Source organism: Chelatococcus reniformis (genome assembly GCF_014640075.1).
GTDB lineage: Bacteria > Pseudomonadota > Alphaproteobacteria > Rhizobiales > Beijerinckiaceae > Camelimonas > Camelimonas reniformis.
Window position 1 is genome coordinate 718,495 of the sequence record NZ_BMGG01000001.1, and the last position, 12,383, is coordinate 730,877.

Annotated in this window: 14 protein-coding genes; 2 read left to right on the forward strand and 12 right to left on the reverse strand. The window is 70.6% G+C overall.

The features are described from left to right. Positions 1-31 precede the first annotated feature (31 nt). The 4 genes from ggt to IEW34_RS03045 all read right to left on the reverse strand — a co-directional run bounded on the left by ggt (position 32) and on the right by IEW34_RS03045 (position 4,170). Positions 32-1,837 (reverse strand): gamma-glutamyltransferase, encoded by a 1,806-nt coding sequence (ggt, locus tag IEW34_RS03030; RefSeq protein ID WP_188607624.1) that lies wholly within the window; start codon positions 1,835-1,837, stop codon positions 32-34. Positions 1,838-1,905: 68 nt separating this feature from the next. Beyond that, positions 1,906-2,514: a TPM domain-containing protein gene (locus IEW34_RS03035; RefSeq protein WP_188607625.1), complete on the reverse strand. Its 609-nt coding sequence runs from the start codon at positions 2,512-2,514 to the stop codon at positions 1,906-1,908. Between the two features lie 9 nt (positions 2,515-2,523). Beyond that, positions 2,524-3,393, reverse strand: a complete 870-nt coding sequence (locus tag IEW34_RS03040) for a TPM domain-containing protein (RefSeq protein ID WP_188607626.1) — start codon at positions 3,391-3,393, stop codon at positions 2,524-2,526. Between the two features lie 219 nt (positions 3,394-3,612). Then, positions 3,613-4,170, reverse strand: coding sequence for a LemA family protein (locus IEW34_RS03045; RefSeq protein ID WP_188607960.1), 558 nt, complete (start codon positions 4,168-4,170; stop codon positions 3,613-3,615). 383 nt (positions 4,171-4,553) lie between these two features. Between IEW34_RS03045 and IEW34_RS03050 the strand changes: the two genes are divergently transcribed. Next, complete coding sequence (locus tag IEW34_RS03050; protein ID WP_188607627.1) at positions 4,554-5,195, forward strand: LysE family translocator; 642 nt, start codon at positions 4,554-4,556, stop codon at positions 5,193-5,195. Here IEW34_RS03050 and IEW34_RS03055 read toward each other — a convergent pair. The 7 genes from IEW34_RS03055 to IEW34_RS03085 form a co-directional block, all read right to left on the reverse strand. Next, positions 5,167-5,670: a hypothetical protein gene (locus IEW34_RS03055; RefSeq protein WP_188607628.1), complete on the reverse strand. Its 504-nt coding sequence runs from the start codon at positions 5,668-5,670 to the stop codon at positions 5,167-5,169. The two genes, IEW34_RS03050 and IEW34_RS03055, sit on opposite strands and share 29 nt — an antisense overlap. Positions 5,671-5,673: 3 nt before the next feature. Further along, the gene (gene rlmN, locus IEW34_RS03060; protein WP_188607629.1) at positions 5,674-7,002 is read right to left on the reverse strand and encodes a dual-specificity RNA methyltransferase RlmN; all 1,329 of its coding nucleotides are present in this window, start codon (positions 7,000-7,002) and stop codon (positions 5,674-5,676) included. A gap of 194 nt (positions 7,003-7,196) precedes the next feature. Then, positions 7,197-8,012: a phytanoyl-CoA dioxygenase family protein gene (locus IEW34_RS03065; RefSeq protein ID WP_188607630.1), complete on the reverse strand. Its 816-nt coding sequence runs from the start codon at positions 8,010-8,012 to the stop codon at positions 7,197-7,199. A 309-nt stretch (positions 8,013-8,321) separates the two neighbouring features. Continuing rightward, the gene (gene folD, locus IEW34_RS03070) at positions 8,322-9,212 is read right to left on the reverse strand and encodes a bifunctional methylenetetrahydrofolate dehydrogenase/methenyltetrahydrofolate cyclohydrolase FolD (protein ID WP_188607631.1); all 891 of its coding nucleotides are present in this window, start codon (positions 9,210-9,212) and stop codon (positions 8,322-8,324) included. Next, complete coding sequence (locus tag IEW34_RS03075) at positions 9,209-9,535, reverse strand: DUF167 family protein (protein ID WP_188607961.1); 327 nt, start codon at positions 9,533-9,535, stop codon at positions 9,209-9,211. The genes folD and IEW34_RS03075 overlap by 4 nt, the downstream gene beginning before the upstream one ends. 10 nt (positions 9,536-9,545) lie before the next feature. Further along, on the reverse strand, positions 9,546-9,836 hold the full coding sequence (locus IEW34_RS03080) for a YggT family protein (RefSeq protein ID WP_188607632.1): 291 nt from the start codon (positions 9,834-9,836) through the stop codon (positions 9,546-9,548). Positions 9,837-10,041: 205 nt separating this feature from the next. Further along, positions 10,042-10,758: an RluA family pseudouridine synthase gene (locus IEW34_RS03085; RefSeq protein WP_188607633.1), complete on the reverse strand. Its 717-nt coding sequence runs from the start codon at positions 10,756-10,758 to the stop codon at positions 10,042-10,044. 66 nt (positions 10,759-10,824) lie between these two features. Here IEW34_RS03085 and ftsY point away from each other — a divergent pair, with 66 nt between their 5' ends. Beyond that, complete coding sequence (gene ftsY / locus IEW34_RS03090; protein ID WP_188607634.1) at positions 10,825-11,961, forward strand: signal recognition particle-docking protein FtsY; 1,137 nt, start codon at positions 10,825-10,827, stop codon at positions 11,959-11,961. A 107-nt stretch (positions 11,962-12,068) separates the two neighbouring features. On the opposite strand, the gene IEW34_RS03095 is transcribed toward ftsY, so the two are convergent. Beyond that, positions 12,069-12,383: a DUF4156 domain-containing protein gene (locus IEW34_RS03095; protein WP_188607635.1), complete on the reverse strand. Its 315-nt coding sequence runs from the start codon at positions 12,381-12,383 to the stop codon at positions 12,069-12,071.

Below are 12,383 nucleotides of genomic sequence, written 5' to 3' on the forward strand. Positions count from 1 at the left end.
CCCGACGGGGACCGGTGGTCGCTCGCCGAGGTCAGAGGCCCTCGGCGAGTGTGCCGCGCTGACGCGAATCGGCGGCGCCGTAGAGCAGCCCGTCGGCGATGTGGATCGAGTTGGCCGAGCCCGAGGTCGCGCCGACCGCCACCCTGTGGCCGCGATCGGCGAGCAGCCGGAGCGTGTCGGGCGACAGCCCCGTCTCCGCAAACAACGCATCCGGTTGCCATTGGTGGTGGACGCGCGGAAAGGCCACCGCCTCGGCGATGTTCATGCCGAAGTCGATCACATTGACGATGACCTGGAGCACGGTGGTGATGATGCGGCTGCCCCCGGGGCTGCCGGTCACGAGCACCAGGTGTCCGTCCTTGAACACCATCGTCGGCGTCATGGACGACAGCGGGCGCGCACCCGGCGCAACCGTGTTCTGCACCCCGCCGACCAGCCCGAAGGCGTTGCGGGCGCCGGGACGGGCGGCGAAATCATCCATTTCGTCGTTCATCAGCACGCCCGTGCCGGGGGCGACGAAGGCGGCGCCGTAGGACAGGTTGAGCGTGTAGGTGTTGGAAACGGCGTTGCCGTCGCCATCGACCACCGAGAAATGCGTCGTCTCGTCATGCTCGTGGGCCAGCGGATCGCCGGCGCTGACCTCCTCCGCCGGACGGGCGCGGGCAGGATCGATGCGGGCGCGCTGGCTCCGGGCGTAGGCCTTGGAGGTGAGGCCTGCCACCGGCACCTTGACCCGGTCCGGGTCGCCGAGCCAGGCCGCGCGGTCGGCGTAGGCGGGCTTCATGGCCTCGGCCATCAGGTGCAGCGCGGCGGCCGAGCCGGCGCCCAGCGGGCCCAGGTCGAACGTCTCCAGCACATTCAGGATCTGGATCAGATGCACGCCGCCCGAACTCGGCGGCGGCATCGAGACGATGTCGTAACCCCGGTACGTGCCGTGCACGGGCTCGCGCACCACCGGCCGATAGCCGGCCAGATCGGCGGCGGTCATGATCCCGCCGGCGCCCCGCACGCCGGCCGCGATCTTCTCGGCGATCTCGCCCTTATAGAAGGCGTCGGAACCACCCGCGGCGATCGCGGCCAAGGTCGCCGCCAGATCGCTCTGCAGCAGCCGCTCGCCGCGCGCGAACGGCTTGCCATCCTTCAGGAAGATGGCCGCCGCGGCCGGATCACGGCCGAGCCGGGCCGAGGCGCGCGGCAGCGTGTCGGCGAGATCCTCGTCGACGACGATGCCCTCGCGGGCGAGGGCAACGGCCGGCGCGATCAGGGCGGCCCGGCTGAACTTGCCGGAGCCGTAGCGGGCGAGCGCCAGATCGAGGCCGGCGACGGTGCCGGGCACGCCGACCGACAGGCCCCCGAAGCGCGAACGCTCGGGCACCGGCTCGCCGCGATCGTCGAGGAACATGGCGGCGGTGGCGGCCGCCGGCGCCGTCTCCCGGTAGTCGATGGCGATCGTCTCGCCGCGGCCGTCGGCGCCGCCCTTGGCCAGGTGGACCAGCATGAAGCCGCCGCCGCCCAGGTTGCCGGCCCGCGGCAGGGTGACGGCGAGCGCGAAGGCGACCGCCACCGCCGCGTCGACGGCGTTGCCGCCGCGACGCAGCACATCGACGCCGATGCGCGTCGCCTTGCTTTCCTGGCTCGCCACCATGCCGTGGCTCGCCAGCGCCGGCAGAAAGCGCGGCCCCTGGGACAGGATCGGTTGAGACGGCTGCGCCGCCCGTGCGGGGGGCGCCTCCCGGCCGCCCGGCACCGGGGCGCGGCCCGCATCCTGCGCCAGCGCCGTGGACATGGTGAGGGCGACCGAGACGGCCGCCGCGATCATGCTCTTGAGGAGCTGCATAGGGGCAGTCTCACAGGTCGGCGCGCTGGCGCCAACCCGCCATGGCGCCGCGCCGGCGCGCGCTACGCTCACAGGACGATAACGTGGTTCGGCAGCTCGTTCCTGTCGCCGGGGCGCGGCGGGTGGTGCTGGGCCAGGATGGCCCCCACCTGCTGCACGGCGGCCACCATGCCGTCGGCGGCACGGCTGGAGCGGATGTCCTCCACCAGCTTGGTCAGCGTCTCCCGCCAGACCTCCGCCTCGACCCGTGAGGCAATGCCGTCGTCGGCGATGATCTCGGCGTAGTGCTCCGTAACGGCGATGAAGATCAGCGCTCCCGTACGGTGCTCCGTCTGAGCCAGGCCGCGCGCCGCGAACTGGCGGTGTGCCGCCTCCCGCGCCCTCAGCCGGCCCAGCGGCCGCGGCACCAGGGCGAGGCGCAACGGCATCCACATCAAGGCGAAGGCGACCAGCGCGGCAACGGCGAGCTGGATGAGATAGATCCGCTCCGCGCTCATGTTGGTGAGCAGCAGCAGGGGGATCGGCACGGCAAAGCCGATGGCCGCCGGCAGCGCCACGGCGAAGCTGCGGTAGGAGCTCGCCCGGTGGGCGATCACGCAGACGATCTCGCCCGAGGTCGTCCGCTCGGCCGCCGCGATGGCGTCCGAGATGCGATCCTGCTCAGCCTGGCCCAGCATGCTCCGCCCTCACCAATCGCCGGAGGCGCCGCCGCCGCCGGAGGACCCGCCGCCGCCCGAGAACCCGCCACCGCCGCCGAACCCTCCGCCGCCGCCGAAGCCGCCGCCCCCGCCACCCCAGCCCCCGCCGATGGGCGGGAGGATGACGGGCCCCCAGTTGCCGTTGGTGCGCCGGTGCATGCCGGAGCCGCCGCGGCCGCCGCCCCCGCCGCGGCGCGAGACGATCCAGAAGATCACCAGCATGACGGCGATGTAGATGAGGGCATGGATGAACTGCTCGTCGGCCTGCGCCTGCTCGCGCGGCGGTGGTGCGCGCCGCTGCCACTCCTCGGCATCCCCGTCGAGGATGTTGACGATGGCGCCGACGCCCGCCTCGACGCCGCCGGCGAAATCGCCCTGCTTGAAGCGCGGCGCCACGGCGGTGGTGATGATCACCTTGGACAGGGCGTCGGTCAGCGCGCCTTCCAGGCCGTAGCCCACCTCGATACGCACCTTGCGCTCGTTGGGCGCCACGACGAACAGGACGCCGTTGTTCTTGTCCTTGGTGCCGAGCGCCCAGTGCCGGTAGAGGCGATTGGCATAGTCCTCGATCGTCAGGTCGCCGAGGGTCGGCACGGTTGCAACCACCACTTGGTCGGTGGTCTTGGCCTCATAGGCGGCCAGCGTGTCGGAGATCTTCTGCCGGGCGGCGGGATCGAGGACGTTGGCCGCATCGACAACGCGACCGGTCAGCGCCGGAAAAGCCGGATCGGCCGCCCAGGCCGGCTGGGCCGCGGCCGCAAGCAGCAGTGCGGTCCAGGCGATGACCAGGACGCGGGCGGCCGCCAGAAGCCCGGCCGCGGGCGACCCGGAGTGGCCGCGAGGCGGGGTGGCGCGCATCGGGCGCCCGGGCGAGATCAGCGGGGCCCGCGTTCTGACGCTGTCAGAACGACCGGGCCGGCGACTTGGTCGAGCATCAGCCTGCTCCCCGAACGAGAACCGTCGCGCGATACCCTGGAGCGCGGCCGATCGGGCCTTTCCGATCGGAGCGGTCCAGATTCAAGGGGGGGTGGATCACTTCTTATCCGATCAGATGAACCCATCTGGTCGGGAAACGCTCTAGAACTTGACCGACGGCGGCCGGTCCGACCCGGTCGTCGCCGCGAACGTCTCCATCGGCTTGGAGGAGGGATACAGGATCTTGGCGATCCAGGCGCCGGGGATCGTGGTGATCTCGGTGTTGAAGACGCGGACCGCCTCGATGTAGTCGCGCCGGGCCACGGCAATGCGATTCTCCGTGCCCTCGAGCTGCGACTGCAGGGCCAGGAAGTTCTGGTTCGACTTGAGGTCGGGATAGCGCTCGACGGAGACCAGCAGGCGGCTCAGCGCGCCGCTCAGGTTGTTCTGCGCATCCTGGAACTGCTTGAACTTGGCCGGGTCGGTGACGGTGGAGGCATCGACCTGCACCTGGGTGGCCTTGGCGCGCGCCTCGATCACCTGGGTCAGCGTCTCCTGCTCCTGCTGGGCATAGCCCTTCACGGTTTCGACCAGATTGGGGATGAGGTCGGCCCGGCGCTGATACTGGTTCTGCACCTCGCTCCACGCCGCCTTGGCCTGTTGCTCCATCGTGGGCACGGCGTTGATCGCGCCGCAGCCGGCCAGCGGCAGCGACAGCATGACGGCGGCCAGGACCACCTGGAGACGCGGCAGCTTGAACACGGCTTACCTCCTGCGGCGAATTGACGATCGGAACGAAGATTGGTCAGCTAGCGGCGACCTCGGGGCCGCCGGATGGACGGACCCGTCCGACATAGCCCAAATAGGCTTGAAAACCTAGGCTGGGCTGACAGTTTTTTGAGCAACGGCGCAGCGGGGCACCCGCGTCGTCAATTTTCCGGGGCCGGGAGATGTGCAGTGCAGGTCCCCCGTATGCGCTCCGCTCATGCGACTCGCCATGCCGACGTCGAACCCGGGGCGAAGATCGGGTAGGAATGACAGGCCCGGCGTCGAACCCGTCGTCCCGATGACGGCCCGGAACCGGGCCCGACCCGGATCAACCCATGCACGCCGTCCCCGACTTCGCCGTCCTCGCCTCCTACACCCTTGCCTGCCTGGTGCTGTTCATCACGCCGGGGCCGGACATGAGCCTGTTCCTGGCCAAGACCCTGGGCGAGGGCCGCCGCGCCGCCGTCGCCGCCTGCCTCGGCACGTCGACCGGCTGCCTGCTGCATACGCTGCTCGCAGCGGTCGGCGTCTCGGCGCTGCTGGCCGCCTCGCCCGTCGCCTTCACCTTCCTGAAGGTCGTCGGCGCCATCTACCTGCTGTGGCTCGCCGTCGGCGCCATTCGGCACGGCTCGGCGCTCACGGTGCGCGACGCCGCGGGACGGCGCTCCACCCTGTGGCAATCCTACCTGACGGGCCTCGGGATCAACCTCACCAACCCGAAGATCGTGCTGTTCTTCGTGACCTTCCTGCCGCAGTTCGTCAGCGCCGACGACCCGCACGCCGCCACCAAGCTCGCCTTCCTGGGGGTCTATTTCGTCGGACTGACGCTGCCGCTGGGCGTCGCTCTGATCGCGGCGGCCCACCGCGTGGTCGGCGCGCTCAAGCGCCGGCCGCTGATCGTGCGCGCCCTGGACTACCTCTTCGCCGGCCTGTTCGGCGCCTTCGCCATCAAGGTGCTGGCGATGCAGGGCCGCTGATCGGGACCGGGCGGGCGCCGGCCGAGCGGCCGGCCACGAGCCAGTAGGCAAGGCCCGAGGCGGCGCCCACCAGGAACAGGCCGAGCGTCACCCGGATCTCGGCCGGCGAGGCCGCGCCGACCCCGCCACGCAGGATCCACGGCAGCGCCGCCGTCGCCAGCCCCGTCGCGCCGCCGTACCAGACGAACGATCCGACCCGCGCCACCTCGCCGATCAGGGCGATCAGCGTCGGCGGGCCGGCCAGCAGGGTCGCCATCATGCTCCACAGCGCGAAGAGCACGCCCATGATCTCGTCCGGCGTCTCCGCCTGGAACATCGCATCGAAGGCCGCCGCCAGGCCGCTCTGGGCCACATAGGCGATGATGCGGGCGAACGAGGGCTCCAGCACCATGGCCGCGATCAGGACTATCGAGCCGGCCGCAAGGGCGACGCAGAGGCCGAGGAGGATGACGAAGGCGCGGCCGATCACCCGCATGGACTAGGGCATTTCTCGGCAGGCGGCGTCCACCGCATCGGAGGGCGCGCCGGGGCGAGGCTCCGCCGCCGGTTCGTCCGCCTCGACCATCAGCCGCGCCCGCGCCCGGAGCTTCTCCGTCTCGCTCTTCAGCTGCCCGCAGGCGGCCAGGATGTCGCGACCGCGCGGCGTTCGCACCGGGCTCGCATAGCCCGCCCTGAAGACGATCTCCGAGAAGGTCTCGATGGTATCCCAGTCCGAGCACTCGTAGCGGCTGCCGGGCCACGGATTGAACGGGATCAAATTGATCTTGGCCGGGATGCCCTTGAGCAACCGCACCAGTTCGCGCGCCTCCGCCGGGCTGTCGTTGACGCCCTTCAGCATGACGTATTCGAAGGTGATGCGCTTGGCGTTGGAGAGGCCGGGATAAGCACGGCAGGCGGCCAGCAGCTCGGCGATCGGATACTTCCGGTTGAGCGGCACCAGCACGTCGCGCACCTCGTCGCGCGTGGCGTGCAGCGAGATCGCCAGCATGGTGCCGATCTCGGCGCCGGCCTCGGGGATCCGCGGCACCACCCCTGCCGTCGACAGGGTGATGCGGCGCTTGCCCAGCGACATGCCGTCGCCGTCGGCGATGACGTCGACAGCCGCCTTGACGTTGTCGAAATTGTAGAGCGGCTCGCCCATGCCCATGAGCACGATGTTGGTGACGAGCCGGCCCGTGGGCCCGTCATCCTCGTCGCCCGCCGTGCCGGGCCGCGCGGCCGCCCTGTTGGGCCCCGCCGCCGACCAGTCGCCGAGGCGGTCGCGGGCGACCATCAGCTGGCCGACGATCTCGGCCGCGGAGAGGTTGCGAACCAGTTTCTGCGTGCCGGTGTGGCAGAATGAGCAGGTCAGCGTGCAGCCGACCTGGCTCGACACGCACAGGGTGCCGCGATCGGTCTCGGGGATGTAGACGCATTCGATCTCGGCGCCGCGATCCTGCGCGCCGTGCGGTGGCATGCGCAGCAGCCATTTGCGCGTGCCGTCGCTGGAGATCTGCTCGGACACCACCTGCGGCCGCTCGAGCGTGAAGGCCGCGGCCAGCGTCGCGCGCAGGCCCTTGCCGATCGTCGTCATGGCGGCGAAGTCGGTCGCGCCGCGCAGGTAGACCCAGTGCCAGAGCTGCGACACACGCATGCGCAGCTCGTGCACGGGCACGCCGATCGCCTCGAGCGCGGCGCGCATCTCGTCGCGCGTCATGCCGGCGAGCGACGGGCGCGACGGCGCCGCGGCGAGCCCCGCCGGCCGGACCGGCGCCTGAAGGGCTCCTGCCGCCAGGGGCGGCCGGGCCTGATCGAGCGATAGAGTCATGGTGATCCAAAGCAAAGCGCGGCCGAAACGGCCGCGTCAATGAGCTATTCTACGACATGTGGTGAGCCGTGGCCACTTTGCCAGTTTTGCGGCTCGGAGCGCTCCGTTCGACGCCTGGAGCGCTTCGCGATCGGCTGGGCGAGACGATCGCGGTGAAGCGCTCCAGATCCGAGGGCCCGGCGCATTTCACGCGATTAGATGGCCCCATCCGATCGCGAAAGGCTCTGCCGGATAGCCCTTTCCACGGGCGAATAGGCGCCGTCCGCCCTGGCGAGCTGCAACGGCTGCCGGGGCAGCAACGGAGGCTGTGCCATGAACCGTGGCGTGACGCCCCGGTGAGGCTGCGCGGCGTGGACAAGGAGGGGATGGCACAGATACACGGTTCCCGCCTCGCCCACCGCCTGCACCTCCGGCCGACGAGCGGACTCGGCGAAGTCGGTGGCGGCCAGCTCGCGCAGCGCGCAGCCCGCCTCGCCGGCCGGCGCCAGCCGGCGCGCCATATCCCGGTGCGATCCGACCCTGATCCGCGTCGGCGCATCGAGCGCGCCCACGTCCGAGAACAGGAACAGCATGAGCAGCGCCCGCCCCCGCGAGCTAACGTTAGCCCGCCACTCCATGAAGTCGGGACTGTCGAGCCCGAAGCTCACGTCGATGTGCCAGCCGGTGTCGCCCGGATCGTCGGGCGAGGGAAAGCGGACGGGGAACGAGCCGAGGCTTCCCCGCGGCAGCCACCGGCCGGCGCCGACGAGCTGGTCGAAGGCGTCGTGCAGCACGGCCGTGTTGGCCGCCTGCCGAAACGGCTCCTGCGCGTAGTCCCACAGCCTGATGACCGGCTTCGTCCAGGTCGCCGGGTCGTCGGGATCGCAGCCCGTGTCCCGCCAGAGAATCTCACGGGCGGCATCGGCGAGCGCGCGCGGAAAGGCCTCGTCGATTCTGACGAACCCGTCTTCGATGAATTGATCGATCTGCGCGGCGGTCAGCGCGCGCGTGCCTGTGCCCTGATGAGGCATGATGATGACTTTCGATATCGGGTCAGCGTGCGCACGCGTGCCGGCGCGCGGCTGACGATCGGCCACTGACGCGGGTGGGGTCCCACCCGGCTCTCGCCCGCGCGAAGCGGGCAACGCGCGTCAGGCGAGGAAGAAGGCCGAGGCGATACGGAAAGCGAACATCCAAATGGCCACGCAAGCTGTTGGGCGGGAACCGGCGAGCGACGGTCGTCGGACCCGCATATCTCACGGCATCGGTCGCCGGCCGTCAACCCGCCATGGACGGCCGAAGGCGGCCATGGCGTGCGGGACGCGCCCCACGCGCGGCCATCAGACGACCGGTGGCTCCAGGCCGCGGCGCAGGTGGGCGGCCGTCAGCGTGTTGGCGAGCAGGCAGGCGATGGTCATCGGCCCGACGCCGCCCGGTGCCGGCGTGATGGCGGACGCCACGGCCGCGGCCTCGTCGAAGGCGACGTCGCCGACGAGCCGCGTCTTGCCTTCGCCCCGCTCGGGCGCCGGGATGCGGTTGATGCCGACGTCGATGACCACGGCGCCGGGCTTGACGTAATCGCCGCCGATCATCTGCGGCCGGCCGACGGCGGCAACCAGGATGTCGGCGCGGCGGCAGACGGCGGCGAGATCGCGCGTGCGGGAATGGGCGAGCGTGACGGTGGCGTTGGCGGCCAGCAGCAACTGAGCGATCGGCTTGCCGACCAGGTTGGAGCGGCCCACGACCACCGCCTCGGCGCCGGCCAGATCCGGGATGACCGAGCGGATCAGCATCATCGAGCCGAGGGGCGTGCAGGGCACCAGCCCCGGACGCCCATTGGCGAGGCGCCCGGCATTGGTGTTGGTCAGCCCGTCCACGTCCTTGTCCGGATCGATCGCGGCGATCACCGGATCCGGATCGAGCCCGGCCGGCAGGGGCAACTGCACCAGGATGCCGTCCACCTCCGGATCGGCATTGAGGCGGGCAACGAGGGCGATGAGGTCGGCCTGCGGCACGTCGGCCGGCAGCACGTGCTTGAACGAGCGCATGCCGACTTCCACGGTCATCTTGGCCTTGCTGCCGACATAGACCTCGCTCGCCGGATCGCTGCCGACGAGGACCACCGCGAGGCCCGGAACGAGACCACGACCGCCGATGCCGGTCACCGCGGTCGCGATGCGCTGGCGCAGGCCCGCAGCAAAAGCTTTGCCGTCGATGATGGTGGCGGTCATGGTCTGGTCCCTCCGACTGCGGCCGACAGGGCCGTCCGTATGGCGGGCGGATCGCCCGCGATGAGCAACGTCTTCAGGCGTGCGGTAGGCCCGGACGCGATTGTCACCTGTGAGGGCGCAACGCCCGCGGCCTTGGCCACGAGTTTGATCAGCGCCGTGTTGGCCGCGCCATCCTCGGGCACGGCGCGCACCCGCGCCTTCACCACCCGGCGCCCGTCGGACAGGTGCTCGATGCCGACAAGGCCGTCGCGGGAGCTCTTCGGGGTCAGGCGCACGAGGAGCCGCAACCGCCCCTGTTCGAGGGCCCAGGGATCGCCGGTCAGAGGCGCGGCCTCACCAGACCGCGGGATAGATGTAGTAGCTGATGAGCTTCTGGATGAAGAAGATGATCAGCAGCAGGATCACCGGCGAGACGTCGACGCCGCCGAGGTTCGGCAGCAGGTTGCGGATCGGTCTCAGGAGCGGCTCGGTGATCTGGACGAGAAAGTTCCAGATGCCGCGGACGAAGTCGTTGCGAACGTTGATGACGTCGAAGGCGATCAGCCAGCTCAGGATGGCCGAGGCGATCAGCACATAGACGTAGAGGTTCAGAACCAGCATCAGGACGTCGAGAAGAGCGCGCATCGGTCGACCTGCTGCAAAGGTGAAGGCTGCGAGGATTGCAGCCTCATCTACCTGCGCCGGCCGGCTGCCACAAGGGCGTGCGACGCCACATCGCCGCGGCGGAAGCCACGCGCGCGGAATAATCGCCGATAAATACAATCTAAAATATAGTCTTGTCGATGACAAACTCGCCATGCGTGTAGACACGGGGGCGCGGCGGCCCGGCTCAGCCCCAGCCGCACGCCGCCAGTCGCTCCGCCATGTGGCCGGGTGCCGGCGCCTCGACGGCGACCGCCGGCTTGCTCGGCTGGAGCGGCACGGCGATGGCGCGGGCATGCAGGTGCAGGCCGGGGCCGCCGAAGCGGGGGGCCGTGCCGTAGACGGCGTCGCCGACGATCGGCCAGCCCATGGCCGCGCAATGCACCCGGAGCTGGTGGGTGCGGCCGGTGAGCGGCATCAGCTCGAGCCAGGCCCGCCGCGCCCCGTCGACCTCGGCATGGCCGCGCACGCGCCAGCGCGTCTGCGCCGGCAGCCCGGCCGCGTCGACCTTCATCCACCAGCCGCGGCTGGGATCGCGCCGACCGAGCGGCAGATCGATCAATCCTTCGTCGCCGTCAGGCATGCCCTCGACGACGGCCCAGTAGGTCTTGTCGACCCGCCCTTGCCGAAAGAGGTGGAACAGCTGCTCCAGCGCCTTGCGATGCCGGCCGAGCACGAGGCAGCCGGAGGTGTCGCGGTCGAGCCGATGGGCCAGCGCCGGCGGCCGCGGCAGGCCAAACTGCAGCGCATCGAAGGCCGCCTCGAGCGCCGGCCCGTTCTGCCAGTCCGCGGCCTTGGGGCCGCGGTGCACCGGGATGCCGGCCGGCTTGTCGACGATGAGCATCAGCCCGTCGCGGTACAGCAGCCGCTGGGGCAAGGTGGTGCGCAACTCGTCCTCGGTCATGGCGTTTGCTGCTAGCCGGGCTTAGGTATCGGCGCAAGGGACCGCGCCGGTGACCCCGAGGACGCCATGAGCACGAGCGACAAGAAGGGCTTCTTCTCACGCCTCTTCGGCGGCGAGGCGCAGCCGCAGCCGCAGGACGTGACGGACCGCGAGGCTGCGGCCGACGCCGCCGAAGGCGCACCGGAAGTGCCGGCGGAGCCGGCCGAGCTTGTGGAGCCCCGCGAATCCGCGACCGCACCAGTTGCCTTGAGCGAGGTGCCCCCCGAGCCGCCGAAGGCGGCGGCGCGCGCCAGCTGGTGGCAGCGGCTCAAGGGCGGTCTGTCGCGCACGTCGTCCTCGCTTGGTGCCGGCATCGGCGATCTGTTCACCAAGCGCAAGCTGGACGCGGCCGCGCTGGACGATCTGGAGGATATCCTGATCCAGGCCGACCTCGGCCTGGAAACTGCCGGGCGCATCGTCAAGGCGGTCGGGACCGGCCGCTACGACAAGGAGATCGCGCCGGAGGAGGTGAAGGCGGTGCTGGCGCGCGAGGTGGAGGCGACGCTGACGCCGGTCGCGGTGCCGCTCGTCGTCGATACGGCGAAGAAGCCGTTCGTCATGCTCATGGTCGGGGTCAACGGCTCCGGCAAGACCACCACCATCGGCAAGCTCGCCCAGAAGTTCCGGCACGAGGGCCGCTCGGTGATGCTGGCGGCGGGCGATACCTTCCGCGCTGCCGCCATCGAGCAGCTCAAGGTGTGGGGCGAGCGCACCGGCTCCGCCGTGGTCGCCGGTGCGCAAGGTTCGGACGCTGCGGGGCTGGCGTTCGATGCGCTGAAGGCCGCGCGGGAGGCTGCGACCGACGTGCTGCTGGTCGACACCGCCGGGCGCCTGCAGAACAAGGCCGGCCTGATGGCCGAGCTCGACAAGATCGTGCGGGTGCTGAAGAAGCTCGACGACACCGCCCCCCATGCGGTGTTGCTGGTGCTCGACGCCACCACCGGCCAGAACGCGGTGAGCCAGGTGGAGATCTTCGGCCAGATCGCCGGCGTCACCGGCTTGGTGATGACCAAGCTCGACGGCACCGCCCGCGGTGGCATCCTCGTCGCCATTGCCGCCAAGAGCGGCCTGCCGGTCCACTTCATCGGCGTCGGCGAAGGCGTCGACGACCTGGAGCCGTTCAAGGCGTCCGACTTCGCCCGGGCCATCGCCGGGCTGGATTAGGCGCGGACGGGCGGGAGGCGCCCTACTTGCGCAAGTCCGTCAGGGCGAGCGTGAGCCCCAGCGCTGCGGCACGAAACAGCCGCCGCGCGGGTGGGCGGCGCGTCGTCTCATCCGCACCGATACGCGTCGGCCGTCGCCGGCGCGATGAAGTAGTTGGTGACGACCATAACGTTGCCGCCCTGCTGCGCGACGGCGTTGCGCAGATTGAAGCGCCCATCGTCCGGCAGCACGTAGGGCGGATACGCCTTGACCTCACCCAGCTTGCGGCAGGCAGCGAGCTGGCCATCCCCCGCCTTGAGCTCGACCACCTGCCGACCGCCGTCGGTCAGCTTGACGACGCTCAGACCGCCATCTTGCGACGACGTGTTGCACCCCGCGCACAGCAACGCGACGGCGCCGGCCACTCCCACCTTCCAAGACAC